Source organism: Limnohabitans sp. 2KL-17, assembly GCF_003063415.1.
Classification (GTDB): Bacteria; Pseudomonadota; Gammaproteobacteria; order Burkholderiales; family Burkholderiaceae_C; genus Limnohabitans_A.
The window spans coordinates 57,625-81,954 of record NZ_NESK01000020.1 but is presented as its reverse complement, the minus strand read 5'-3'; the positions used below and the strand labels follow the sequence as shown (position 1 = coordinate 81,954).

The window sequence follows — 24,330 nt, the reverse complement described above, 5'->3', positions numbered from 1 at the left end:
CGCATCGTGAAAAGGCTCTCGGTGAAGGTGTCAGCGCCGCGCATCATGTGTCCGTGTAGTTGCTCAACAATTAACGTTTCTCAGGGGCTCGGCGTGGACCTAAACATGGGAGTATTTCAGCAGCCTGTTAAGCGGTATGCGTGTGAGACAGCGAGTAAGCGACCCAAACTCGATGCGCCAAAAGTGATGTAACGGGACTCGCCTATCGAATGATCAGGATCGGGACCTGAAACGGCCAATTCATCAAGAAACACCGACGCAGCCTCATCAAAACTGACGTTATGTTTTTTGACGTTGCTTGCAGCTTTGGTCTGGTCCCACTCAAATTTCATGGTCACAAATTCCCAGTTTTATTACAAGGCATACTTTAACTCCCACGGGAATTTGATGACCATGTTCAATGAGCAATAAGTAGCGAATTCGTGGTCTATTAGATCACCCAAATTCCCGAAACCCCTTGAGCGCTGGCAGCGGCGCGTAATTCGCTTCACGTTTTTGCTGCATGGCGCTGATGGCCTCGCGCACGTTGGCGTTGCTCCAGATCGCGCCTTGCAGCCAGCCCATGTGGCGCAGGCTGTCTTCGGTGCTGTGGTCGCGGGCGTAGTGCAGCACTTGCTTGGTGCCCCAGATGGCCACGGGCGGTTTGCTGGCGATTTCTTTGGCCGCTTGCAGGGCGGCGGCCACGGTGGCCTCGTGGGTGGGCAGCACCTCGTTCACCAGGCCGTGGGCCAGCGCTTTGTCGGCACCCAGGCGGCGGCCGGTGTAGGCCAGTTCTTTGACCAATGCCATGGGCAGCAGTTTGGGCAGGCGTTGCAGTGTGCCCACGTCGGCCACCATGCCGATGTTGATTTCTTGGATGCAAAAGAACGCATCGGCTGAGGCATAGCGCATGCAGCACGCAGTCACCATGTCCACCGCGCCGCCAATGCAGCCGCCCTGAATGGCCGCGATCACCGGGATGCGCAGCTCTTCGAGCAGGGTGAAGGTGTGTTGCATGTCGGTGAGCAGGTCATACACGGCCGAGCGGCCTTCGGCGCTGCTGTCGTCCATCTGGATGGCGCTGCCAAAGGTCTGCAGGTCCATGCCCGCGCTGAAGTGTTTGCCCGTGCTGGAGATCACCAAGGCCCGGGCGGTGCCGGCCTTGTGGATGTCGGTCAGCACCTCGTGCAGTTCGCGCCAGAAGCTGGGGTGCATGGTGTTCATCGCCTCAGGGCGGTTCAGCACCAGGTGTGCAACGTGTTGCTCAATCGAGAGGGAAAAGCAGTTGAGTTTGTCCATGGTCATTCACTTCGGGTGGCGGGTTGGCAATGGCTTCACTGTAAGAGGCGCCGGGGGCTGCAACTGTCCCCGCCTTGACCAGCGAGCCGACCCGCACGCCCAGCAAGCGCAGGCGGCGAGACAAGTCCACACGCTTGAGGCATTGGCCTGCGACTTGGCGGATGTGTTTGGCGTCAGCCGTGTAACCGGGCAAGGACTGGTCCCGCGTCACGGCCTGAAAGTTGTCATAGCGCAGCTTGATGCCGATGGTTTTGCCTTCGTAGCCTTTACGCTGAAGGTCGGCGGCCACTTGTTCACACAAGCGCGTGAAGACGGCGCCCAGTTCTTCGCGGTCGCGCACGGCGTGCAGGTCGCGTTCAAAAGTGGTTTCGCGGCTCATGCTCACGGGCTCGCTTTCGGTTTCTACCGGTCGATCGTCTCGGCCCCAGGCGGCATCGTGTAACCAGGCGCCATAACTCTTGCCGAAGTTTTCGGTCAGCCAGGGCAGGTCGCGGGCCGCCAGTTCGCCAATGGTGTGGATGCCAAAGCCTTGCAGCTTTTCATCGGCCTTGGGGCCCACGCCGTTGATCTTGCGGCAGGCCAGGGGCCAGATCAGGCTTTGCAGATCGGCCTCGTGCACGATGGAAATGCCTTTGGGCTTGTTGAATTCGCTGGCCATTTTGGCCAGCAGTTTGTTGGGAGCCACACCGACCGAGCAGGTCAGGCCCGTGGCTTCAAAAATGCTTTTCTGGATCAACCTGGCCAGCACCCGTCCGCCCTCGCGTTGGCCGCCGGGGACATCGGTGAAGTCGATGTAGACCTCGTCCACGCCCCGGTCCTGCATGAGGGGCGCGATGTCGGTGATGATGGATTTGAAGGTGCGCGAAAAGTACCGATAGCGCTCAAAGTCGACCGGCAGCAAGATGGCTTGCGGGCATTGCTTGGCAGCCTTCATGAGGCCCATGGCCGAGCCCACGCCGAATTGTCGGGCCGGGTAGGTGGCGGTGGTGATGACACCGCGTCCGGTGTAGCCCGCCAGGCGCGGGAAAAAGTCGACCGGGATGCAGTCCAGCCGTTCGGCAAAGGTCTCTGCGGTCCATTCGCCCTCCGGGTAGGCCGCTTGCAACTTTCCAAGCAAGTCGTCTTCCTTGCGCCTGCCGCCGCCAATGACCACCGGCAAGCCCTTGAGCTGCGGGTAGCGCAGCAACTCGCACGACGCGTAAAACGCGTCCATGTCGAGGTGGGCGATACGGCGGATGACTTGAGCGGGTGTGGGCACCCATCAAGCATAGCGCCTCCGACAGGGCTTTTGCCCTGCCAAGACGGGGTCAGTGACCGGTCGGAAAGGTGCCCGGCAGCAAGATGCTTTTGTCCACGGTGTCCATTTGGGTACGACCGCAAAAGGCCATGGTCAGGTCGAGTTCTTTGTGGATGATTTCCAGCGCTTTGGTCACACCGGCTTCGCCCATGGCCCCCAAGCCGTACAGCATAGAGCGGCCAATGTAGACACCTTTGGCGCCCAGGGCGCAGGCCTTCACCACATCTTGGCCACTGCGGATGCCGCCGTCCATGTGCACTTCGATTTGCTGGCCGACAGCGTCCACGATGGCTGGCAAAGCCTCGATGCTGGACTGCGCGCCATCCAGTTGGCGGCCGCCGTGGTTGCTGACGATCAGGGCGTCAGCGCCTGACTGAACGGCCAAGCGGGCGTCATCCACGTCTTGAATGCCTTTGAGGATCAGCTTGCCACCCCAGCGTTTTTTGATCCACTCCACATCGCCCCAGTTCAGGCCGGGATCGAACTGCGATGCGGTCCATGAGGACAGGCTGCTCATGTCGGCCACGCCGCTGACATGGCCCACGATGTTGCCAAACTGGCGACGTGGCGTGCCCAGCATGCCCATGGCCCAGCGGGGCTTGGTGGCGATGTTGATGAGGTTGGCGAGGGTCAGTTTGGGGGGCGCAGACAGGCCGTTTTTCAGGTCTTTGTGGCGCTGGCCGAGGATTTGCAAATCGAGTGTGAGCACCAGTGCGCCACAGTTGGCCGCTTTGGCGCGGTCAATCAGGCGCTCGATGAAGCCCGTGTCTTTCATGACGTAGAGCTGAAACCAAAAACCTTCACCCGCGTGCTGGGCCACGTCTTCGATGGAGCAGATGCTCATGGTCGAGAGTGTGAAAGGCACGCCAAATTTTTTGGCAGCGCGCGCCGCCAAAATTTCACCATCGGCGTGCTGCATGCCGGTCAGCCCTGTGGGCGCAATGGCCACGGGCATGGCCACCGCTTGGCCCACCATGGTGCTGGCGGTGCTGCGGTTTTCCATGTTCACGGCTACACGTTGGCGCAGCTTGATCTTTTGGAAATCGCTTTCGTTGGCCCGGTAAGTGCTCTCGGTCCAAGAGCCGCTGTCCGCGTAGTCGTAGAACATGCGCGGGACCCTTTTTTGGGCCAAAACGCGCAAGTCTTCGATGGTGGTGATCACGGGCATGGGTTGTCTCCTGGAGGATGGGCAGATCTTAACAATGTCAGATCGTAGTCGCTCAACCGGCCAGTGCCTGTGAAACTTGGGACAGGCGGCTTGAAATTTTTGGCGTCTGCCTTGGCCTGGGTCTCGGACTCAGCCTGGGCCGTGGGGTGAGGCCTTCACAAAAGCCCCGCCTTGGTAAATCGTGGCCGGGTCTTTGCCGTCCACGGTTTGTTGGCGGGCTTCGACGGCCGAGCGAAAAACGTCCGAAGAGTCCAGCGGTCGGTAGCCAATGTGTTTGGCGTGGGTGTTGTCCCACCAGGTGGTCTGGTTGTCCGACATGCCATAAACAATGCTGTGCCCCACGATGGGCGCGGTGAGTGCGGCCACGACCAAGCGCTCCAGGTCGTCAAAGCTCAGCCAAGTGGCCAGCATGCGCCGGTCTTTGGGTTCGGCATACGACGAGCCAATGCGCAGGCTCACCGTCTCGATGCCCCAGCGGTCCCAATAGAGTTGGGCCAGGTCTTCGCCAAAGGCCTTTGACAGACCATAAAACCCATCGGGTTTGGGGGGCATGCGGGTGTTGACCACCTCGTCTTGGCGGTAAAAGCCGGTCACATGGTTGGAGCTGGCAAACACGATGCGCTGCACACCTTGAATGCGTGCAGCCTCATACAAGTTGACCATGCCCACAATGTTGCCCGCCAAAATTGGGTCCCAGGGCTGTTCGGTCGAGACACCGCCCATGTGCACGACCGCGCTCACGCCGTCCAGCAAAGCCATCATCTGGTCTTTGTCTTCGAGTGAGGCCAGTTGAACTTCTTCGCCTGTTGTGGCAGGTTCCAAGTCACGGCGGTGGCTGACGCGCAGCACGTCGCAATAGGCCTTCAGGCGGGGGCGAAGTTCTTTGCCCAGGTTGCCGCCAGCGCCTGTCAGCAGCAGGCGAGGAAATCGGATGGGGGATGCGGGGGTACTCAGCATGGTGGCTCCAGGGATCAAGACTTGAATCGGCCTGCCAAGGCGGTGGCGCTGTCACGCAGCACATTCTGGTCGGCACCCACGGCCACAAACAGGCAGCCTTGTTCTACATAGTGTTTGGCCAGCGCTTCGTCGCCGGTCAGGATGCCTGCTGCTTTGCCACAAGCCCGGATGCGTGCGATCGATTGGTCAATGACCTGAAGGACTTCAGGGTGCTTGGGGTTGCCCAGGTGGCCAAGAGCGGCCGACAAGTCACCGGGGCCGATGAACACGCCATCCACACCGTCCACGTTGGCAATGGCCTCGATGTTGTTCAGGCCCTGAACGGTTTCGACTTGCAGCAACAGGCAGATTTCTTCGCTGCTGTGTTGGGCGTAGCCCTTGACGCGGCCGTAGTGGCTGGCGCGAGGCGCACCCGCATAACCGCGCACGCCGTGCGGCGGGTAGCGGGTGTAAGACACCGCTTGTTGCGCTTCTTCTTCGGTTTGGATGTAGGGCACCAGCAGGCTTTGCACCCCCACATCGAGCAGGCGCTTGAAGGTCACCATGTCGTTCCATGGTGGGCGCACGATGGGGGAGGTGCGGCTGCCCTGCATGGCCTGCAGTTGTGCCAATATTTCGGGCAGGTCGTTGGGGGAATGCTCCATGTCCAGCAGCAACCAGTCGAAGCCGCAATGGGCCAGGATCTCGGTGCTGATGTTGCTGCACAGGTGCGACCACAGACCGATCTGTTTTTGACCAGACTGAATGGCGTGTTTGAAATGGTTGATGGGCATGTCCATGGGGCGTGTCTCTTATATTCGAATGACGGAAGGGACTGAATTCAGTTGCCTGCGATCTGGAAGTTGGCTGCGATTTCAAGGGCTCGCACCAACCCGGAGTGGTCCCAGGCCGCGCCGCCGTGGGCCACGCAGCTGTTCATCAGTTGTTGCGCATTGGCCGTGTTGGGCAGGCTCAGGCCCATGGCCTTGGCGCCTTCGAGGGCCAGGTTCAGGTCTTTCAGGTGCAGCTCGATGCGAAAACCGGGGTTGAAGGTGCGCTTGATCATGCGTTCGCCATGCAGCTCCAAAATGCGGCTGGTGGCTAGGCCACCCATCAGGGCTTGCCGCACTTTGGCGGGGTCAGCCCCCGCTTTGGCGGCGAACAGCAGGGCCTCGCCCACCGCCTCGATGTTGAGCGCCACGATGATCTGGTTGGCCACTTTGCAGGTTTGGCCGCTGCCGTTGTCACCGATCAAAGTGATGTTTTTGCCCATCAAGGCAAACAGGGGCTGCACTTTGTTGAAAGTGGCCTCGCTGCCACCCACCATGATGGTGAGGCTGGCCGCCTTGGCACCCACTTCGCCACCGGAGACCGGCGCGTCCAGATAGTCACAACCCAAGGTGTTGATTTGCGCTGCAAAGCTTTTGGTGGCGATGGGCGAGATGGAGCTCATGTCGACCACCGTCTTGCCAGCGCTTAAGCCCTTGGCCACGCCGTGCTCGCCAAACAGCACGTCTTGCACATGCGGTGTGTCGGGCACCATCAAAAAGAGGGTGTCGGCTTGCTGCGCCACCTCGGCGGGTGAGGCGCAGGCTTTGGCGCCCAGCGCTGTCAGTTCTTCAGGCGTGCCGCTGCGCGAGTGGACAAAAAGTTCGTGGCCGGCAGCCAGCAAATGCCCCACCATGGGTTTGCCCATGATGCCCAGTCCGATGAATCCTAATTTCATGTGTTGCTCCAAATCCAGTGTGTTGAGTGTTGATGTTTTGTGGTGGCTTGTCAGCGCACCAAGGCTGGCATCTTGGGGTTGAACTTCCAGCCCGGTATCAGGTACTGCATGGCCAGTGCATCGTCGCGTGAGCCCAGTCCGTGCTGCAGGTAAAGCTGGTGCGCCCGTTCGATGGCGGCCATGTCCACATCGATGCCCAAGCCCGGTTTTTTCGGCACGTCCACATAACCGCCTTTGATTTGCAGCGGCGCTTGGGTCAAGAACTGGCCGTCTTGCCAGATCCAGTGCGTATCGATGGCCGTGACCTTGCCGGGTGCCGCTGCAGCGCAGTGGGTGAACATGGCCAGTGAAATGTCGAAATGGTTGTTGGAGTGCGAGCCCCAGGTCAGGTCGTACATCTGGCACAGCTGTGCCACGCGAACGGAGCCTTGCAGTGTCCAGAAATGCGGGTCTGCCAGCGGAATGTCGACCGACTGCAACTGAATGCTGTGTGCCATCTCGCGCCAGTCGGTGGCCACCATGTTGGTGGCCGTGAGCAGGCCCGTGGCGCGGCGAAACTCGGCCATGACTTCGCGACCCGAAAACACGCCTTCGCTGCCGCAAGGGTCTTCGGCATAGGCCATGGTGTCACGGTGATCCCGCAGCAAGCGGATCGCGTCTTTGAGCAACCAGCCGCCATTCGGGTCCAGCGTGATGCGGGCTTTGGGAAAGCGCTCATGCAAAGCCACGATGGCCTCGACCTCTTCTTCGCCGCGCAGCACGCCGCCTTTGAGCTTGAAGTCCTGAAAGCCATACCGCGCCTGTGCCGCTTCGGCCAGTTTGACCACCGTCTCGGGGGTCAGGGCTTTCTCATGGCGAAGGCGCAGCCAGTCGTCGGCTTGGTCGGGCTCGCTGTTGTAGGGCAGGTCGGTTTGGGTCCGGTCGCCCACATAAAACAAATAGCCCAGCATTTGCACACGTTCGCGTTGCTGGCCTTGGCCCAAGAGCGCGCACAGGGGCACATTCAGGTGTTGGCCCAGCAAGTCGAGCAGGGCGCTTTCCACGGCGGTGACGGCATGGATGGTGATGCGCAGGTCAAAGGTCTGGTTGCCACGGCCACCGCTGTCGCGGTCGGCAAACTGCTGGCGCATGGCGTTGAGCAGGCGGTTGTAGTCGCCAACCGGCTGGCCCTCGATCAAGGGACGGGCGTCTTCCAGGGTTTGGCGGATTTTTTCACCACCGGGCACCTCGCCCACACCAGTTCGGCCAGCCGAGTCGGTCAGGATGACGATGTTGCGCGTGAAGAACGGGCCATGAGCACCACTGAGGTTCAGCAGCATGCCATCGCGGCCTGCCACAGGAATCACCTGCATGCGGGTGACAGTGGGGCTGTTGGGGGAAAGGGCCATGGCGCGTCAAATATGAAATGATGTTGGATGACATCATACAACTAGAGGTGCCAAATTTAACTTGGGTTTACCCTGAATGTGGGTTCAAACCGGGTTTAGCGGGCATTGATTTCGCCCATGCGCAGGCGTTCGCGGCTGTTGGACAGATGGGTTCGGGTGGCGGCTCGGGCGGCCTCCACATCCTGGTTTTGAATGGCGTTGAAAATGCTCTCGTGCTCTTGGTGCACCCTGTGCAAGTAAGCTTTTCGGGTGGGTGCTGGGTCTTCGTCCGGGCTCAAACGCGATCTGGGAATCACCCGCTCCCCGAGCAGGGACATGAACTGGATGAAGTGGCTGTTTTGCGTGGCAAGTGCAATTTCGGTGTGGAACTGGAAGTCGGCCTGAACGGCGTTTTGTCCTGCCTCGATGGCTTCAGCAAAGGCCGTCAGGGCGATGCGCATTTTGTCTAGATTCTCCTCTGTACGGCGCATTGCGGCCAGTGCGGCGGCCTCGGTTTCAAGTCCAATGCGCAATTCCAGCAGGGCAATCGTATCGCGCAAGGTTCCCAGTTGGTCGGGGTGGACTCTGAAAAGTCCAGTGTCTTCGGGCAGCAGGGCGAAGGTGCCAATGCCGTGACGGGTTTCGGCCATGCCTGCCGCCTGCAGGTGAGAAATCGCTTCGCGGACCACGGTGCGGCTAACCCCAAACTCTTCCATGATGTCCATCTCTTTGGGCAACTTGGTGCCAGGTGCGTATTCCTGGTTGCGTATGCGCTGAATCAGCGTGTCGGCCAACTCGGCAGAAAGGGTTCTGGATTTGCGACGTGTCTCAAGCATTGGGGAAAACCATGGGTTGGAGGTTGGTGTGAAGTGATAATATAGATGTACGACAACTGATGATATTTTGAGTTGACTGTATCAGATTCATTGCGCCATCTGTCAAGTCGTTCCCCTGAAAACATAGACCACACCGATCTGGCGCATCCACGCCGAGGAGATATTGCAAATGATTCACCGTCGATTTTTGATTCAAAGCACCTGCGCCGTCGTCTTGTCGGCCATGGCTTCAATGGCTTCGGCACAAACTGTGCTGAAGGCCGCAGACGTTCACCCTGCTGGCTACCCGACCGTGGTTGCCGTTGAAAGCATGGGCAAAAAGCTTGAAGCCGCCAGCAGTGGCCGCTTCAAGATGCAAATGTTCCCTGGCAGCGTGCTGGGCGGAGAAAAAGAAATGATCGAGCAGACTCAGGTCGGTGCGATCCAGATTTTGCGCACTTCGCTGGGCCCCGTCGGTCCAGTGGTGCCCGAGGTGAACATCTTCAATATGCCCTTTGTGTTTCGCGATATCCCGCACATGCGTGCTGTGATTGATGGCCCCATTGGGCAGGAATTGCTGGACAAAATCTCAGCTTCGCCCGCCCGCATGGTGGCATTGGCCTGGATGGACGGCGGCTCGCGCAGCCTGTACACCAAAAAACCAGTGCGCAAGCCTGAAGACCTCAAGGGTCAAAAAATACGCATGATGGGCAACCCCCTGTTTGTGGACACCATGAATGCCATGGGTGGCAATGGCATCAGCATGGGTTATGGCGAGGTGTTTACGGCCATTCAGACGGGTGTTGTGGATGGGGCAGAAAACAACCCGCCCAGCCTGCTGACAGCCAACCACTACAAAGCGGGTGCCAAGTACTACACCCAGACCAACCACCTGATCATTCCTGAAATTTTGGTCATGTCCAAAGTGGCTTGGGACAAACTCAATGCGGCTGACCAGGCCTTGGTCAAAAAACTGGGCCGTGAAGCGCAGTTGGAGCAGCGGACGCTTTGGGACAAAGCCGTGTCGGAATCTGTGGCCAAGCTCAAAACCGAAGGCGTTGAGTTCATCAACATCGACAACAAGCCTTTTTATGACGCCACAGCGCCTGTTCGCGCCAAATACGGCGCCCCTTATGCCGATTTGATGGGACGCATAGCGGCCGTCAAGTAACGCGTGCCTCTTGTGTCAAAAGGCATTGAGGTCCGGACTGGACTTCGTGCAGCAACCCCGGCCCATGCCGGGGTTGTTTGCTTGAAAGATTTTGTATGAAACAACTGGTTGTCAATGCGCTCGATACCTTGTATCTGGCGTGCATTTGGGTTGCTGGGTTTGCCATCGTGTGCATGTCGCTCATCATTCCCTGGGGCGTTTTTTCGCGGTATGTGCTGGGGACCGGTTCCCAATGGCCTGAGCCTATCGCCATCTTGTTCATGATGTTGTTCACGTTCATTGGCGGGGCCGCAGCGTTTCGTGCCAATGCCCACATCGCCGTGACCATGTTGACCGATGTTTTCCCCCAGCATCTGCGCACTTTGTCTGCCTGGATCGTGGATGCCTTGATGTTGGTTGTCAGCGGTTTTGTCACCTGGTATGGCGCCCGCTTGTGCATCGAGACCATGGGGCAGAGCATCAGCGAACTGGCTTGGTTGCCTGTGGGCGTGACCTATCTCGCTTTGCCCATCGGCTCGGCCATCACCTTCCTTTTTGTGATGGAGCGACGCTTCGTCGGGCCGCAAGAGCACCGCCGCTTGATGCGGTACGAAGAAGACCACACCACACAGGGAGCCAACTGATGGACGCGTTTGTATTGATTGGCAGTTTTTTGGGCTTGATGTTGATCGGCGTGCCGATTGCCTACTCCCTGGATCTGGCCGCCCTGATCGGGGCCGTGTGGATTGATATTCCCCTGGACGCGGTGATGATTCAAATCGCTGCAGGTGTGAATAAATTCTCCTTGTTGTCGATTCCGTTTTTTGTTTTGGCGGGTGCCATCATGGCCGAGGGCGGCATGGCCCGAAGGTTGGTGGCCTTTGCCGGTGTGTTGGTCGGTTTCATTCGTGGTGGCTTGTCATTGGTGAACATTTTGGCGTCCACATTTTTTGGTGCCATCTCGGGTTCTTCGGTGGCTGACACAGCTTCTGTGGGGACAGTGTTGATTCCGGAGATGGTCAAAAAAGGCTATCCCCGACCCTTTGCCGCGGCGGTCACCATCAGTGGATCGGTGCAGGCCATTTTGATTCCGCCCAGCCACAACGCGGTGCTGTATTCGCTGGCTGCGGGTGGCACGGTGTCGATTGCTGCCTTGTTCATGGCGGGTGTTTTGCCCGGACTGTTAATGGGCTTGACCTTGGCACTGCTGTGCCTTTACAAGGCCCGCAAGCATGGCTATCCCAAGGGTGAGGTGATCCCGCTTCGGCAAGCGCTCAGGATCTGCGCAGAAGCGCTTTGGGGTTTGATGACCATGGTCATCATTTTGGGTGGCATCTTGTCCGGTGTGTTCACGGCCAACGAGTCTGCCTCGATTGCCGTGATCTGGGCGTTCTTTGTGACCATGTTCATTTACCGTGACTACAAGTGGCGGGACTTGCCCAAACTGGTGCATCGCACCGTCAAGACCGTCACGATTGTGATCATCCTGATTGGCTTTGCTGCGGCTTTTGGTTACATCATGACCTTGATGCAAATTCCCATGAAGGTCACGACGTTTTTGACCGAAATGTCGGACAACAAATACGTCATTCTGGGGTTGATCAATATTTTGTTGCTGGTGCTGGGCACGCTGATGGACATGTCCCCCTTGATCCTGATCCTGACCCCCATCTTGTTGCCCGTGGTCAAGATGATGGGCGTTGACCCAGTGCATTTCGGCATGATCATGATGGTTAACCTGGGCATTGGCCTGATCACGCCTCCGGTGGGGGCTGTGCTGTTTGTCGGCAGTGCTGTAGCCAAGCTCAGAATTGGCGAGGTGACCAAAGCCATGGTGCCATTTTTCGGAGCGCTTTTTGTGGTGCTGATGATGGTGACCTATCTGCCTTGGTTGTCACTGTGGCTGCCGCAAACCATGGGCTTGTGAAGCGCATGATTGTTTAAAGGGGGTTTGACTTGGCACATGTTTATGTCTCCAACGCCGACAGCGGCGAAGTGTCGGTGTTGCAGATGAATGCCCAGGGCCTGTTGCAGCAGCAAAGCGCGCTCCCGGTGGGGGGCAACCTGATGCCGATGGCCATTGGCCCCTCCCGAAAAATGCTTTACGCAGCGCGACGCAGTGACCCGATGGCGGTGGTCAGTCTGGCCATAGATCAGGTCACCCGCGATTTGCACAGCATGGGCGAGGTCTCTTTGCCTGCCAGCATGGCCTATATCAGCACCGACTTGACGGGGCGGTTTTTGTTCGCGGCATCGTACCCGTCGCAGCAACTCACCGTGAGCCCCATTGCGGCAGATGGCACGGTGGGGGCAGTGCAGCAGGTGGTGCCTACAGGTCCGAATGCCCACGCCATCATGCCGTCGCCTTGCAACCAGTATGTGCTGGCCACCAGCCTGGGTGGCGGGGAGGTGATGGTCTTTGGCTTCAATGCCGAGACAGGCCATTTGAGCCCGGTCAGCGCATGGCAAGCCCGTGCTGGCGCTGGGCCCAGGCACTTCAGGTTTGACCCCACAGGCCGCTGGGTGTACCTGCTCAACGAACTGGATGGCACGCTGGATGTATTGAGCTGGAACCCTGCTCAGGGTAGCCTGGCCTGTCTGCAAACCGTGGACATTTTGCCGCCGGGGTTCAGCGGCAAGCCTTGGGCGGCCGACCTGCACTTGACACCTGACGGGCGACACCTTTACACCAGCGAGCGAACTTCCAGCACCTTGGCGCACTTTGATGTGGATCTTGCAAGCGGTCTGCTCAGCGCCCAAGGCCACACACCTGTCGAGGCGCAGCCCCGGGGGTTTGCCATTGACCCGACAGGCCATTACTTGTTGGTGGTGGGCCAAATGTCACACCACCTGAGTAACTTCAAGATAGTCCACGACACGGGCCAATTGCACTTGCAGCAACGCCTGCCTTTGGGCCAAGGCCCTAATTGGGTGGAGATCCTGGCATGACCGAATCAACAACCGCCTTGCAGCCACGCGTGCTGCGCATGCACCCTTTGGACAACGTGGCCATTGTGGTCAACGATGGTGGGCTGCGTGCGGGCACCACGATTGAGGGTGGTTTGGTGCTGCGCGACAGAGTGCCACAAGGCCACAAAGTGACGCTGGTCCCTTTGCACCAAGGCGACGTAGTGCGGCGTTACAACGTGCCGATTGGCCATGCTTTGCAAGACTTGCCAGCAGGCTGCTGGGTGCAAGAGCGGTTGCTGCAAATGCCCCCTGCGCGTGAGTTGCAAAACCTGCCCATGGCGACCGTGCCTGCGCCCGTTCAAGCCCCACTGGCGGGTTACACCTTTCAGGGCTATCGCAATGCCGATGGGTCGGTCGGTACCCGCAATATTCTCGCCATCACCACCACGGTGCAATGCGTGGCGGGAGTGGTGGCGCACGCTGTTAGCCTAATCAAGTCAGAGTTGTTGCCGCTGTATCCGCAAGTGGACGACGTGGTGGGCCTGGAGCACAGCTATGGCTGCGGAGTGGCCATTGATGCACCCGATGCGATCATCCCGATCCGCACGCTGCGTCATATCAGCCTGAACCCCAATTTTGGTGGAGAGGTCATGGTGGTCAGCTTGGGTTGCGAAAAATTGCAACCCGAGCGTTTGTTGCCACCCGGCAGTTTTCCGATTGCTGACCAGCGTGCACCCCTTGCAGGACCGCACACCGTGTGTTTGCAAGACGCGCAGCATGTGGGTTTCATGTCGATGCTGGATGACATTGTGCAAAGTGCCCGCCCGCACTTGGAGCGACTGAATGCACGCCAACGCCAGACGGTGCCCGCCAGCGAACTGGTGGTGGGCGTGCAATGCGGTGGCAGCGACGCATTTTCTGGTGTCACGGCCAACCCGGCCGTGGGGTACATGGCCGATTTGATCGTGCGCGCGGGCGGCACTGTGATGTTTTCTGAAAACACCGAGGTGCGCGATGCCGTGGAGCAATTGACTTCCCGTGCGGCGACGCCCGAGGTGGCCGAAGCCATCGTGCGCGAGCTGGGTTGGTATGACCATTATTTGGAGCGAGGCCGGGTGGACCGCAGCGCCAACACCACGCCGGGCAACAAGGCGGGGGGCTTGTCCAATATCGCAGAAAAAGCCATGGGCTCGATCATCAAAAGTGGCTCGTCGGCCATTGCCCATGTGCTGTCACCTGGCGAAAAACTTCGGCCAGATCAAAAAGGGCTGGTGTTTGCGGCCACGCCTGCCAGTGACTTCATCTGCGGCACTTTGCAACTGGCGGCAGGCATGAACCTGCATGTGTTCACCACCGGCCGCGGCACGCCCTATGGGCTGGCTGAATGCCCTGTCATCAAGGTGGCCACGCGCAGCGAACTGGCCCAGCGGTGGCATGACCTGATGGACATGAATGCCGGACGCATTGCAGATGGCGAACTCACCATTGATGAGGCGGGCTGGGAACTGTTTCGCTTGTTGCTTGATGTAGCCAGTGGTCGTCAGACATGGGCCGAGCGCTGGAAGTTGCACAACGCGTTGGTGCTTTTCAACCCTGCACCCATCACCTGAATCTGACGATTTAAAACGAGGAGACAACATGAGCTTTAAACGGCATTTATTGAAGACTGTTCTTTTGGCGAGTGTGGGCCTGGCTTTGAAGCCTGTGTTCGGACAAAGCGATTACCCCAACCGTCCTATCAAGCTGGTGGTGCCTTTTCCGCCTGGCGGCACCAGTGATGTGATGGGGCGCATCATGGCCGAAGAGTTGGGCAAACTGCTCAAACAGCCCGTGGTGGTGGACAACATCGGGGGCGCAGGCGGCATTGTGGGCACCGATCGCGCCATCAAAATGCCGGCCGACGGGTACACCTTGATTCAAAGCGGGGTGGGACAAAACGCGGTGGCCCATGGCCTGGACCCCAAGCTCAAGTACAACTCGATGACGGATCTGGTGCACCTGACCCAAATGCACTCGGGCCCCAATGTGCTGGTGGTGCACCCCTCCATGCCCTTCAAGACGGTCAAGGACATCGTGGACTACGCCAAGAAAAATCCGGGCAAACTGGACTATGGCTTCACCCATGCGGCATCGGGCCACATGGCCATGGAGTTGTTCAAGCAGACCACGGGCATCTTTTTGACGGGTATCCCCTACCGAGGTGGTGGCCCCCTCTTGAATGACCTGCTGGCCGGAACCGTGCCCATGATCTTCATCAACCAGGATGCGGCTTTGCCCCACATCAAGGCCGGCAAGATTCGCCCCATTGCCGTGAGCAGTTTGCAACGCAATGCGCTTTACCCCGATGTGCCCACAGTGGCCGAGTCGGGCTACAAGAATTTTCATGCTTTGTCCTGGTCAGGCTTGTCGGTGGCCAAGGGCACGCCTCAGCCCATTGTTGATAAATTGGAGTCGGCCATGGTTCAGGTGCTGCAGTCCGATGCGGTGCGCCAGCGGCTGACGTCGGTGGGTTTTGTGGTGCCCGCGCTGGGCAGCAAGCCCTACACGCAGTTTGTCAAAGACGAGATCGACACCTGGAGCAAAGTCATCAAGACCGCGGGCATTCAGCCGCAGTAATGCCCTCGCATTCAATCCCTCTTCGCTCACCCCATTTGCCCAACTCGCAACACCTTAACCCTTTGAAGGACTCACAACATGTTCAAAACATCCTTGACCGCCTTGGTCGCTTCCACCTTGTTGGCTTTGGGTTCATCCGCGCAGGCGCAAACCGCGCCAGTCAATTTCCCGTCCAAACCCATCAAAATTGTGGTTCCTTTCCCAGCGGGTGGCACCTCTGATGTCTTGGCCCGAATTTTTGGCCAAAAAATCACCGAGAGTTGGGGGCAGGCGGTGGTGGTGGAAAACCGTCCTGGCTCCAGTGGCAACCTGGGCGCTGATCTGGTCGCCAAATCTCCCGCTGACGGCCATACCCTGGTGCTGATGGATGTGGGCAATCTGGTGATCAGCCCCGCATTGTTCAAGCTGCCCTTCAATGTCGAGAAAGACTTTGCGCCCGTGGCAATGGTGGCGTATTCACCCCATTTGCTGGCGGTCAGCACCAAAGTGCCCGCCAACACCCCTGCCGAATTGGTGGCCTACGCCAAGGCGCAAAAGGGCAAGCTCAATTACGCCGTGGCTGCAGGCATGGGCAGTGCCTCGCATCTGGCGGGCGTCATGTACGCGCAGCGCAACGGCATAGAGTGGGGCTATGTGCCTTACAAAGGTGGCGCACAAGCCATCACCGATTTGATCGGTGGTCAAGTGGACGTCATGTTCAATGGCATGGTGGCCACCTATCCGCACGTCAAGGCGGGCAAGATCAAACTGATCGCCATCTCGAGCACCCAACGCAACGCGCAAATGCCCGGTACGCCGACCGTGGCCGAGAGCCTGCCTGGCTTTTTGACGGGCAGTTTTCAGGGCTTACTGGCCCCAGCGGGCACACCCAAGGCGGTCGTTGACAAGCTGAATGCCGAGGTTCAACGCATTGCCGCCTTGCCAGAAATCAAAGAGCGATTGACTGCCTTGGGCGCTGAACCTTCGGGCATGACACCCGACCAGTTTGGCCAATGGATGCGTTCAGAAATTCCAGCGATGGCCAAAATCGTCAAGGACGAAAAAATCACGGTGGAGTGACCATCGCGTGGGCTGCACTGAGCCCGCGTTTAGACCTGTTTCCCAATGGACCCTTCAAGCTGCCAGGCTTGGAGGACCAACTGAAGAGGGTTTAGCTGCAGCTGACGCTGCCGCAACCTGACATGGTCACGTTCTTGATGGCCGAGGGGTCGGCCAGGGTTTCGGTCACGCTGTCAAAGCCCACCGACTTCAAGTGCGCTGCCAAGCCTGCGTCCATGCTGGCCGAGTGGCCTGGAAACCACTCTGCCAACGCTTCAGCCAACCGGGTGATGATCTGTGTGTCGGTGTCCAGGTAATGGGCTTCCACCGCACGCATGGTTTCCAATATGGTGGCGTGGTGTTCGGCGTGGCAGTTGTCCGCAGAGAAACCTGTGGCCAGCATCCAGCGCTCTTCTTGCGCAAAGTGCGCCACGGTGTGGTCCAAAAATGCTTTGTAAACCGGCAACTGCTGGTCTTCGGGGGTGGCCAAAATCTTGTTGATCATCTCCACAAATTCGTGGTGCGTTTCATCCATGCGCGCATCACCGGTGTTCAGCGATTCGGTCCAGGGCATCAGGTCAGGAGTGGCTGTGGCGGTGGTAGGCATGTTTTTGAAGAAAGCAAAAAGAGGTATGAAATCGGCAGGGTCACAGCCAATTATCGTGGAAGTCATGACCACAAGACGTCTTGATTTTTTGTGGACAGCCAAAGCTGATGTTTGGCCTCAGGGCTCAGACACCCTCAGGTGTGCCATGCCATAAATCGGGCCACCCGTGAACACTTGCCAGTACATTTCTGCCCACGTTGCGCCCATGCCATAGGCTTCTGAAACGCTGTGCTGCGTGAGCAACTCCAGTCGCGGGTGCAATTGGGCAATTTCCTGGCCGTTGTGCGCACCCCAAACGAAGGGCGCATTGGGTTCTTCAGGGTGCACCAGCAATGGGCTTGGCCCGATGGCCAGAGGCGATACGAAATCCAACAGCAGCTCTGTGCCTTCGGGGGCGTTCTCGCCGATTTCCTGGATGATGCTTTTCACCTGGTGGGGTTGCAAATACATCAACACGCCTTCACAGACCACCAACATCGGGTGACTGTGATCGCCGTCGCACACTGACAAACGGTTCCACCAGCCTGGTTGGGTGATGTCCATGGCCTGGTTACAGCAGTTCAAAGACGTCTCGGAAATGAAAGACTGGCGCAAGTCAATCACCGGCTTTAGGTCAACGTCCAGCCATTCGTTTTTGCCGTTGCCCAGCCATTGGAAATAATGGGCCAGACCCGCGCCCAGATTGATGCCCGCACTGTGGGGGAAGCGGTTGAAAAAGTCTCTGCCAATGGCTTTGATCAAGCCGGTACGCCACAGCACATTCACCACCGTGGGGACATCGTTGATGGACGCTTGCGCCTCCGCACCGATGGCAGAAAGCAGCTCCTGGGCGTATCGGTCATGAGGGTCCAGTGCTGGAAACGCTGCGCCACCATGCGCGCGAGCAGCCAGTGGCACCAGCAAGGTGCGTGGAACCCCCGTTAGATTTTCAAGAAGAGATGAGTGGGTCTGGAACTGCATGGTGGTGTCTCCTTGTGTCCTCATCTGCCTTTTCAACCCGAGAGATGTGGTTTGTGTTTTGTCGCGTCGAAATGTCCAGTCTTGCTTGTTGAAGTGCCAGGGTCTGTGCGTGGCATCACCCAAAAAGTTGCTCGTCCTGTGTCTCAGTGGTCATTGCTGTCATGGTTGCTGTTCCAAATGGCGCGCACCAGCCACAAACCGCCAAGAACCGCACCGCAAAATCCGATAAAACCAAAGGCGGGCAAGCCCCAAAGTGTTGGCCCACCTTGCACCGTCATCACAATGGATGAGCCGATGACCAGTGCTGCAATCACCAGTGCCATGGCCATGCGGTTGGCCGCTTGGTTGAGCTGGTTGCCAACCCGCTTGAGGTGTGTCAGTTCCAGGCCGATATGCAACTGTCCACGGCGCGCATTGCGCAGCAGTCGGGACAAATCTCGCGGCAGTTGTTCGATCAGGCCGACGCTGCGCCGCAGCGCTTGCCAGGCGCGCTGTGCAAGTGCTTTGGGCTTGTAGCGTGCGCGCAGTACTCTGCGCAGCAAGGGCAGTGCCTCTGCCGTCATGTGAAAGCCAGGGTCCAGGCTGCGGCCCATGCCTTCGAGCGTGATGAAAGCCTTGATCAAAAGCGCCAGATCGCTGGGCAAAGCCAGGTGGTGTTCGCGCAGGATGGTGGTGACATCGCCCAGCATTTGGCCCAGACTCAGTTGGGCCAAGGGCACGCCGTGGTATTGGTCGACAAATGCCTCGATTTCGCCCTCCAGTTGGTCGATGTGGAGTCCAGGCTCGTCGCCCGTCCAATCCAGCAGCACGTCTGCGACGGCCTGTGGGTTGCGCTCGACCAGGCCCAGCAACAGGTTGAGTAAATCCTCCCTGCGACGCTTGGACAAGCGCCCAACCATGCCGAAGTCGATGAAGGCGATGGCGTTTCCAGGCAGGTAAAAAACATTGCCAGGGTGCGGATCGGCATGGAAAAATCCATCGTCCACGATCATTTTCAGGACCGCGTTTGCACCACGTTGCGCCAGCAGTTTCCGGTCATAACCGTTGTTGTCCAGCAAGTGAAGCTGTTGCCCTGCAATGCCGAAGATGCGGTCTTGCACATTGATGCGTTCGCGCGTGAAAGCCCAATGCACGCGTGGAATGACGATCCACGGCAACTGCGCCAAATTGGTTGCGATGCGTTCAGCGTTGCGGCACTCGTTGGCCAAGTCGAGCTCGCGTTTCAAAGACCTGGCCAATTCGCGCACCAGTTGTTGGGGTCTGTAGGGCTTGAGCCAAGGCAGTTGCGCCTCGGCCACCACCGCCAGCTTTTCCAGCCAACGCAGATCTGCGGCAATGATCTCGGTGATGCCGGGTCGGCGAATTTTGACGATGACATCGGTGCCGTCTTGTAACTGGGCGCTGTGCACCTGGGCGATGGATGCCGCAGCCAAAGGCGTGGTGTCAAAGTGCTTGAATATGGCCTCAGGTTGGGCGCCCAGGTCTTCCACCAGTTGAGGCCGCAAGTCGTCCAGGGGCACGGCCGGTACACCGCTGTGAAGTTTTTCGAATTCGGCAATCCATTCGGGGCTGAACAAGTCGGCCCGACCTGCCAGTATTTGCCCGAGCTTGACGAAGGTGGGTCCCAGCTCTTCGAGAGCCAGCCGAACCTGAACCGGGGGCGGCAGCCTGGCCAAGTCGGCTGCATGTTCCCAATTCAGCGCATGGCCGGCCCGGGCCAGTGCATCGGTCAAACCCAGGCGCCGCACAGTGTCGCCAAAGCCATGGCGGGTGAGTACCCCCAAAATCGTGTTCAGACGCCCCAAGTCACGGGCTGCGCCCAGCGTTTCGATCAGCATCTGAGGATGCTAGGCGGGTTTGCATCCCGCAGGTTCATCAAATGACAGGCGTTTGATCCGCATCAAACGGCATGCTTGAGCGGTCAGCTTTGTCGGGCTCGGTGCCGTGCAATCTGCAAACGAACTTGCTCGGGAGCAGTGCCGCCCAGGGTGTTGCGGGCGTTCAAAGAGCCCTGCAGGCTCAGCGGGCCGAACACATCGGCTTCGATGCGGCCGTCGAACTTTTGCAGAGTTTCGAGCGGCAACTCGGACAGGTCAACGCCCAAGCCTTGGGCGGTTTTGACGGCATGGGCCACCACTTCGTGGGCATCACGAAATGGCAGGCCTTTTTTGACCAAGTAGTCGGCCAGATCGGTGGCCGTGGCATAGCCCTTTTTCACAGCAGCTTCCATGGCTGCGGCGTTGACGGTGATACCGCCTTCCTTTTGGCCTGTGGCGGGGTTGAACTGGCCTCCGACCATTTCGCTGAAGATGCGCAGCGTGTCCTTGAGTGTGTCAACCGTGTCAAACAATGGCTCTTTGTCTTCTTGGTTGTCCTTGTTGTAGGCCAGAGGTTGGCCCTTCATCAGGGTGATCAGGCCCATCAAATGGCCCACCACACGGCCTGTTTTTCCGCGTGCCAATTCGGGCACATCGGGGTTTTTCTTCTGCGGCATGATGGAACTGCCGGTGGTGAAGCGGTCGGCAATGCGCACAAAGCCGAAGTTCTGGCTCATCCACAAAATCAGCTCTTCAGAGAAGCGGCTGATGTGCACCATGCACAGGCTGGCCGCAGCGGTGAATTCAATCGCAAAGTCGCGGTCGCTCACGCCGTCCAGGCTGTTTTGGCAGACTTGGGCGTGGCCTTGTGCATCGACCATGCCCAAGCTGCGCGCCACGCGTTCGCGGTCCAGCGGGTAGGTGGTGCCTGCCAGCGCGGCGCTGCCCAGCGGCAGACGGTTGGTGCGGCGACGCACGTCGCTCATGCGCTCGGCGTCGCGTGCAAACATTTCCACATAGGCCAGCAAGTGGTGTGCAAAGCTCACGGGCTGGGCCACTTGCAGATGGGTGAAGCCGGGCATGATGACCTCGACGTTTTGCTCGGCCACATCGACCAGCGACTTTTGCAAATCGGCCAGCAGGTCAATGATGAGGTCCATTTCGCCGCGCAACCACAGGCGCACATCGGTGGCGACCTGGTCGTTGCGGCTGCGGCCTGTGTGCAGGCGCTTGCCCGCATCACCCACCAACTGGGTCAGGCGGGCTTCGATGTTCAGGTGCACGTCTTCCAGGTCCAGCTTCCACTCAAAAGCGCCGGATTCGATCTCTTGGGTGATCTGCGCCATGCCGCGCTGGATGTCGGCCAGGTCGCTGGCACCAATGATTTTTTGTACGGCCAGCATCTCGGCATGGGCCAGGCTGCCGGTGATGTCGGCTTGCCAAAGGCGTTTGTCAAAAAACACGCTGGCGGTGTAGCGCTTGACCAACTCGCTCATGGGTTCAGAGAAAAGCGCAGACCAGGCTTGGGATTTTTTGTCGAGTTGGTTTGTCATAGGTCTGAGATTTTATCGGGCTTCACAGGACGCCAGACCCAGGGCCTGGTTCCCCAGTCTGTGCTGTTCAGCTCGGGAATGCCTTGGGTAAATGCGCTCACCCCGTATTTCGTAATCCCGCAGCGATCCCGTTGATCGAGATGTGAATCCCGCGTTGCACCCGTTCGTCGGCCTTGCCCGCCCGGTAGCGGCGGATCAGCTCGACCTGCAGGTGGTGCAGCGGGTCGATGTAGGGAAAGCGGTGGCGAATGGATCGGTCCAGCGCCGGGTTGCTGGCCAGTCGGTTTTTTTCACCCGTGATCTGGGTCAGTGCGTCGGCCGTGCGGTGCCATTCGGCCTCAATCGCGGTAAAGATCTTTTTGCGCAGGCGGGCGTCACTGACCAGTTCGGCATAACGCGAGGCCAGGGCGAGGTCGCTCTTGGCCATTACCATGTCCATGTTGGACAGCAGGGTGCGGAAAAATGGCCACTGGCGGTACATTTTTTGCAAAAGGGCCAGCGCCGCTTTGCGTTCTGCTGCATCTGGTTTGTCAAGGTATGCGGCCACGGCTGTGCCAAAGCCCAGCCAGCCGGGCAGGGTCAGGCGGCATTGGCCCCAGCTGAATCCCCAGGGGATGGCGCGCAGGTCTTCGATTTTCTCAAGTGCTTTGCGCGATGCGGGTCGTGAGCCGATGTTCAGCTGCGCCAACTCCTTGAGCGGGGTGGCGCCAAAAAAGTAGTCGGTAAAGCCGGGTGTTTCGTAAACCAGTGCGCGGTAGGCGCTCATGCTGAATTTGGACAATTCGGCCGCAGCTTCCAGAAAAGCCCGCGTGGCGGGCTTGGTGGGCTGCAGCAGGGTGGCTTCGAGTGTGGCGGCCACCAAAGTTTCGAGGTTGCGGCGACCGATTTCGGGGTTGGCGTATTTGGAGCCAATGACTTCGCCTTGTTCGGTCAGGCGAATCTGGCCGCGTACGGTGCCGGGCGGCTGCGCCAGGATGGCTTGGTAGCTTGGGCCACCGCCACGCCCTACGGTGCCACCGCGGCCATGGAACATGCGCAGGGTGATGCCGTGGCTCTTTTGAAGTTTGTCAAACAGCTCCACCAAGGCAATTTCGGCGCGGTAGAGCTCCCAGTTGCTGGTGAAAATGCCACCGTCTTTGTTGCTGTCTGAATAGCCCAGCATGATGTCTTGCTCGCCGCCCGAGCGCTGAACCAGCGCAGCCACACCAGGCAGGGCATAAAAGTCACGCATGATCCGCGCGGACTGGGCCAGATCTTCGATGGTCTCGAACAGGGGCACCACAATCAGGTCGTTGTGCGCTTTGCTGTCCAGTGTGCCCCGCAAAAGCCCCACTTCTTTGAGCAGCAGCAGCACTTCCAGCAAGTCGCTCACAGCTTCGGTGTGGCTGATGATGTAGTGGCGAATTGCCTCCTTGCCAAAGTTGGCGAGCATGCGATGGGCCATTTCAAAAATGGCCAGTTCCGATGTGGTGTGGGCACTGTAGTCGGCACCCGTGACACGCAGCGGACGGGCGTCGTTCAGCAGACCCAGCAACAGGGCTTGCTTGGCGTGTTCGTCAAGCTGGCTGTAATGCTTTTCCACACGGGCGGTGGTCAGCAGCTCGGCCACCACTTCTTCGTGTTTGTCCGAGCTTTGGCGCAGGTCAACCGTGGCCAGGTGGAAGCCAAAAACTTCCACAGCGCGGATCAGTGGTTGCAGGCGCTGGGCGGCGAGCGCTTCGGCGTGGTGGCTGCACAGCGATGCTTCGATCACGCGGAGATCGGTCAGTAACTCTTCGGCGCTGCTGTAAGGGTTTTGCGGGGCCACGGCGTGGCGCGCTGCATCGCCTCCAGTCAGGTTTTTCAGGGTGGCGGCCAGTCGGGCATAGATGCCGGTCAGAGCCCGGCGGTAGGGCTCGTCCAGCCGGTGTTCGTTGGTGTCGGGCGATTGGGCGGCCAAGGCGAGCATGTCGGTGCCAAAGGGGACCAGCATGGCCGACAGCGATAACTCGCTGCCTAAAAAATGCACTTCGGTAAGATAGTGGCGCAGGGCGACATCGCTTTGGCGGGTCAGGGCGTGTTCCAGCGTTTGCGCGGTCACGTTGGGGTTGCCATCGCGGTCGCCGCCTATCCATTGGCCCATGCGCAAGAAACTGGCGACACGCTGGCCGGGCAGGGCTTGCTCCAATTCGGCATACAGCTTGGGAATTTCACGCAAGAAGGTGGCTTCGTAGTAGCTCAGGGCGTTTTCAATTTCGTCAGCGACGGTCAACTTGGTAAAGCGCAACAAACGCGTTTGCCACAGCTGCATCACCCGGGCGCGCATTTGCAGTTCGTTGCTGGCCAGTTCTTTGGGCGTGAGGGCGTCTTTGGCAGCGTTCACGGCAGCGGCGCGGGCCTTGATGGCGTCGCGCTCGGTCAGCAGGTGTGCAATGTCACGCTCTGCGTCCAGGATGCTTTTGCGCTGCACTTCGGTGGGGTGGGCCGTGAGCACGGGCGAGACATAGCTTTTGGCCAGCATGTCCGAGATGTTGCGTGGCGTGATGCCCGCCCAACGCAGGCGCTGCAGCGCGACGTCGATGCTGCCTTCTTGCGTGTGGCCTGCACGTTCGTGGATGGCGCGTCGGCGAATGTGGTGGCGGTCTTCGGCCAGATTGGCCAGGTGGCTGAAGTAGGTAAAGGCTCGGATCACGCTGACAGCCCGATCGCCAGGCAGGCTTTTGAGCAGTTTTTTCAGCGCTTTGTCGGCTTCCTGGTCGGCATCGCGCCGAAAGGCCACCGACAATTTGCGAATTTGCTCGACTAATTCGTAGGCTTGGGGGCCTTCTTGCACCCGGATTACATCACCAAGAATGCGGCCCAACAGCCGGATGTCTTCAGCCAAGGGGCGTTCACTGTCGCGCTTTTCGCGGTGCTTGCTGGTCTGGGGTGCTTTGGGGAGGGGGGTGGGTTCCGCGGAGGCCTGTTTCATCGGTGTGTCTGCTCTGAAGGGGGGGGAGTGCTGGTGATGTGCCCTGGGTCCCATCGTCCATCGCCTCATGCTAGCATCGCCCGAGGACAAAAAATTACCAATTGATTTCATTTTGATGGGGTCAATATTTTTTCAGGAAACC

At 59.0% G+C, this 24,330-nt stretch carries 21 protein-coding genes; 7 read left to right on the top strand and 14 right to left on the bottom strand.

Features of this window, described 5'->3' with window-relative positions; translation table 11 throughout:
- Window positions 1–116: 116 nt before the first annotated feature.
- The 9 genes from B9Z45_RS11480 to B9Z45_RS11440 all read right to left on the bottom strand — a co-directional run bounded on the left by B9Z45_RS11480 (window position 117) and on the right by B9Z45_RS11440 (window position 8,608).
- On the bottom strand, window positions 117–332 hold the full coding sequence (locus tag B9Z45_RS11480) for a BrnT family toxin (RefSeq protein WP_108407355.1): 216 nt from the start codon (window positions 330–332) through the stop codon (window positions 117–119).
- Window positions 333–435: 103 nt separating this feature from the next.
- On the bottom strand, window positions 436–1,278 hold the full coding sequence (locus B9Z45_RS11475; RefSeq protein WP_108407362.1) for an enoyl-CoA hydratase-related protein: 843 nt from the start codon (window positions 1,276–1,278) through the stop codon (window positions 436–438).
- Window positions 1,244–2,491: a DNA polymerase IV gene (gene dinB, locus B9Z45_RS11470; protein WP_108407361.1), complete on the bottom strand. Its 1,248-nt coding sequence runs from the start codon at window positions 2,489–2,491 to the stop codon at window positions 1,244–1,246. The genes B9Z45_RS11475 and dinB overlap by 35 nt, the downstream gene beginning before the upstream one ends.
- Before the next feature lie 94 nt (window positions 2,492–2,585).
- The gene (locus tag B9Z45_RS11465) at window positions 2,586–3,743 is read right to left on the bottom strand and encodes an alpha-hydroxy acid oxidase (protein ID WP_108407354.1); all 1,158 of its coding nucleotides are present in this window, start codon (window positions 3,741–3,743) and stop codon (window positions 2,586–2,588) included.
- Between the two features lie 129 nt (window positions 3,744–3,872).
- Entirely contained in the window at window positions 3,873–4,700 is an 828-nt protein-coding gene (locus B9Z45_RS11460; RefSeq protein WP_108407353.1) for an NAD(P)-dependent oxidoreductase, read from the bottom strand.
- A 14-nt stretch (window positions 4,701–4,714) separates the two neighbouring features.
- The gene (locus B9Z45_RS11455; protein ID WP_108407352.1) at window positions 4,715–5,479 is read right to left on the bottom strand and encodes an HpcH/HpaI aldolase/citrate lyase family protein; all 765 of its coding nucleotides are present in this window, start codon (window positions 5,477–5,479) and stop codon (window positions 4,715–4,717) included.
- A 41-nt stretch (window positions 5,480–5,520) separates the two neighbouring features.
- The gene (locus B9Z45_RS11450; RefSeq protein ID WP_108407351.1) at window positions 5,521–6,405 is read right to left on the bottom strand and encodes a 2-hydroxy-3-oxopropionate reductase; all 885 of its coding nucleotides are present in this window, start codon (window positions 6,403–6,405) and stop codon (window positions 5,521–5,523) included.
- 50 nt (window positions 6,406–6,455) lie between these two features.
- Complete coding sequence (gene gudD / locus B9Z45_RS11445) at window positions 6,456–7,793, bottom strand: glucarate dehydratase (RefSeq protein ID WP_108407350.1); 1,338 nt, start codon at window positions 7,791–7,793, stop codon at window positions 6,456–6,458.
- A gap of 95 nt (window positions 7,794–7,888) precedes the next feature.
- On the bottom strand, window positions 7,889–8,608 hold the full coding sequence (locus B9Z45_RS11440) for a FadR/GntR family transcriptional regulator (protein WP_108407349.1): 720 nt from the start codon (window positions 8,606–8,608) through the stop codon (window positions 7,889–7,891).
- 169 nt (window positions 8,609–8,777) lie between these two features.
- On the opposite strand from B9Z45_RS11440, the gene B9Z45_RS11435 reads away from it, so the two are divergent.
- From B9Z45_RS11435 to B9Z45_RS11405, 7 genes are all read left to right on the top strand, one after another.
- Complete coding sequence (locus B9Z45_RS11435) at window positions 8,778–9,758, top strand: TRAP transporter substrate-binding protein (RefSeq protein WP_108407348.1); 981 nt, start codon at window positions 8,778–8,780, stop codon at window positions 9,756–9,758.
- Window positions 9,759–9,853: 95 nt separating this feature from the next.
- Window positions 9,854–10,381 carry a TRAP transporter small permease gene (locus B9Z45_RS11430; RefSeq protein WP_108407347.1) on the top strand — a complete coding sequence of 176 codons (528 nt, stop codon included), beginning with the start codon at window positions 9,854–9,856 and terminating at the stop codon, window positions 10,379–10,381.
- Window positions 10,381–11,664 carry a TRAP transporter large permease gene (locus tag B9Z45_RS11425; RefSeq protein WP_108407346.1) on the top strand — a complete coding sequence of 428 codons (1,284 nt, stop codon included), beginning with the start codon at window positions 10,381–10,383 and terminating at the stop codon, window positions 11,662–11,664. The genes B9Z45_RS11430 and B9Z45_RS11425 overlap by 1 nt, the downstream gene beginning before the upstream one ends.
- 29 nt (window positions 11,665–11,693) lie before the next feature.
- The gene (locus B9Z45_RS11420; protein WP_199221891.1) at window positions 11,694–12,686 is read left to right on the top strand and encodes a beta-propeller fold lactonase family protein; all 993 of its coding nucleotides are present in this window, start codon (window positions 11,694–11,696) and stop codon (window positions 12,684–12,686) included.
- Window positions 12,683–14,257: a galactarate dehydratase gene (gene garD, locus B9Z45_RS11415; protein WP_108407345.1), complete on the top strand. Its 1,575-nt coding sequence runs from the start codon at window positions 12,683–12,685 to the stop codon at window positions 14,255–14,257. The genes B9Z45_RS11420 and garD overlap by 4 nt, the downstream gene beginning before the upstream one ends.
- Window positions 14,258–14,285: 28 nt before the next feature.
- Window positions 14,286–15,263: a tripartite tricarboxylate transporter substrate binding protein gene (locus B9Z45_RS11410; RefSeq protein ID WP_108407344.1), complete on the top strand. Its 978-nt coding sequence runs from the start codon at window positions 14,286–14,288 to the stop codon at window positions 15,261–15,263.
- A gap of 78 nt (window positions 15,264–15,341) precedes the next feature.
- Window positions 15,342–16,322, top strand: coding sequence for a tripartite tricarboxylate transporter substrate binding protein (locus B9Z45_RS11405; RefSeq protein ID WP_108407343.1), 981 nt, complete (start codon window positions 15,342–15,344; stop codon window positions 16,320–16,322).
- A 91-nt stretch (window positions 16,323–16,413) separates the two neighbouring features.
- On the opposite strand, the gene B9Z45_RS11400 is transcribed toward B9Z45_RS11405, so the two are convergent.
- From B9Z45_RS11400 to ppc, 5 genes are all read right to left on the bottom strand, one after another.
- Window positions 16,414–16,974 carry a bacteriohemerythrin gene (locus B9Z45_RS11400; protein WP_233252180.1) on the bottom strand — a complete coding sequence of 187 codons (561 nt, stop codon included), beginning with the start codon at window positions 16,972–16,974 and terminating at the stop codon, window positions 16,414–16,416.
- 51 nt (window positions 16,975–17,025) lie between these two features.
- Window positions 17,026–17,868, bottom strand: a complete 843-nt coding sequence (locus B9Z45_RS11395; RefSeq protein WP_158270418.1) for a class I SAM-dependent methyltransferase — start codon at window positions 17,866–17,868, stop codon at window positions 17,026–17,028.
- Between the two features lie 143 nt (window positions 17,869–18,011).
- Window positions 18,012–19,706: an AarF/ABC1/UbiB kinase family protein gene (locus B9Z45_RS11390; protein WP_108407341.1), complete on the bottom strand. Its 1,695-nt coding sequence runs from the start codon at window positions 19,704–19,706 to the stop codon at window positions 18,012–18,014.
- Between the two features lie 83 nt (window positions 19,707–19,789).
- Window positions 19,790–21,238: an argininosuccinate lyase gene (gene argH / locus B9Z45_RS11385; protein ID WP_108407340.1), complete on the bottom strand. Its 1,449-nt coding sequence runs from the start codon at window positions 21,236–21,238 to the stop codon at window positions 19,790–19,792.
- Between the two features lie 97 nt (window positions 21,239–21,335).
- Window positions 21,336–24,299 carry a phosphoenolpyruvate carboxylase gene (ppc, locus tag B9Z45_RS11380; protein WP_370445837.1) on the bottom strand — a complete coding sequence of 988 codons (2,964 nt, stop codon included), beginning with the start codon at window positions 24,297–24,299 and terminating at the stop codon, window positions 21,336–21,338.
- Window positions 24,300–24,330 lie beyond the last annotated feature (31 nt).

What these genes read in the sequence shown, in the direction of transcription:
- B9Z45_RS11400 (WP_233252180.1), bottom strand. Translation starts at nt 16,974, where the DNA reads ATGACTTCCACGATAATTGGCTGTGACCCTGCCGATTTCATACCTCTT.
- B9Z45_RS11450 (WP_108407351.1), bottom strand. Translation starts at nt 6,405, where the DNA reads ATGAAATTAGGATTCATCGGACTGGGCATCATGGGCAAACCCATGGTG.
- B9Z45_RS11430 (WP_108407347.1), top strand. Translation starts at nt 9,854, where the DNA reads ATGAAACAACTGGTTGTCAATGCGCTCGATACCTTGTATCTGGCGTGC.
- B9Z45_RS11465 (WP_108407354.1), bottom strand. Translation starts at nt 3,743, where the DNA reads ATGCCCGTGATCACCACCATCGAAGACTTGCGCGTTTTGGCCCAAAAA.
- gudD (WP_108407350.1), bottom strand. Translation starts at nt 7,793, where the DNA reads ATGGCCCTTTCCCCCAACAGCCCCACTGTCACCCGCATGCAGGTGATT.
- B9Z45_RS11480 (WP_108407355.1), bottom strand. Translation starts at nt 332, where the DNA reads ATGAAATTTGAGTGGGACCAGACCAAAGCTGCAAGCAACGTCAAAAAA.
- dinB (WP_108407361.1), bottom strand. Translation starts at nt 2,491, where the DNA reads ATGGACGCGTTTTACGCGTCGTGCGAGTTGCTGCGCTACCCGCAGCTC.
- argH (WP_108407340.1), bottom strand. Translation starts at nt 21,238, where the DNA reads ATGACAAACCAACTCGACAAAAAATCCCAAGCCTGGTCTGCGCTTTTC.
- B9Z45_RS11455 (WP_108407352.1), bottom strand. Translation starts at nt 5,479, where the DNA reads ATGGACATGCCCATCAACCATTTCAAACACGCCATTCAGTCTGGTCAA.
- garD (WP_108407345.1), top strand. Translation starts at nt 12,683, where the DNA reads ATGACCGAATCAACAACCGCCTTGCAGCCACGCGTGCTGCGCATGCAC.
- ppc (WP_370445837.1), bottom strand. Translation starts at nt 24,299, where the DNA reads ATGAAATCAATTGGTAATTTTTTGTCCTCGGGCGATGCTAGCATGAGG.
- B9Z45_RS11410 (WP_108407344.1), top strand. Translation starts at nt 14,286, where the DNA reads ATGAGCTTTAAACGGCATTTATTGAAGACTGTTCTTTTGGCGAGTGTG.
- B9Z45_RS11475 (WP_108407362.1), bottom strand. Translation starts at nt 1,278, where the DNA reads ATGGACAAACTCAACTGCTTTTCCCTCTCGATTGAGCAACACGTTGCA.
- B9Z45_RS11460 (WP_108407353.1), bottom strand. Translation starts at nt 4,700, where the DNA reads ATGCTGAGTACCCCCGCATCCCCCATCCGATTTCCTCGCCTGCTGCTG.
- B9Z45_RS11405 (WP_108407343.1), top strand. Translation starts at nt 15,342, where the DNA reads ATGTTCAAAACATCCTTGACCGCCTTGGTCGCTTCCACCTTGTTGGCT.
- B9Z45_RS11425 (WP_108407346.1), top strand. Translation starts at nt 10,381, where the DNA reads ATGGACGCGTTTGTATTGATTGGCAGTTTTTTGGGCTTGATGTTGATC.
- B9Z45_RS11395 (WP_158270418.1), bottom strand. Translation starts at nt 17,868, where the DNA reads ATGCAGTTCCAGACCCACTCATCTCTTCTTGAAAATCTAACGGGGGTT.
- B9Z45_RS11435 (WP_108407348.1), top strand. Translation starts at nt 8,778, where the DNA reads ATGATTCACCGTCGATTTTTGATTCAAAGCACCTGCGCCGTCGTCTTG.
- B9Z45_RS11390 (WP_108407341.1), bottom strand. Translation starts at nt 19,706, where the DNA reads ATGCTGATCGAAACGCTGGGCGCAGCCCGTGACTTGGGGCGTCTGAAC.
- B9Z45_RS11440 (WP_108407349.1), bottom strand. Translation starts at nt 8,608, where the DNA reads ATGCTTGAGACACGTCGCAAATCCAGAACCCTTTCTGCCGAGTTGGCC.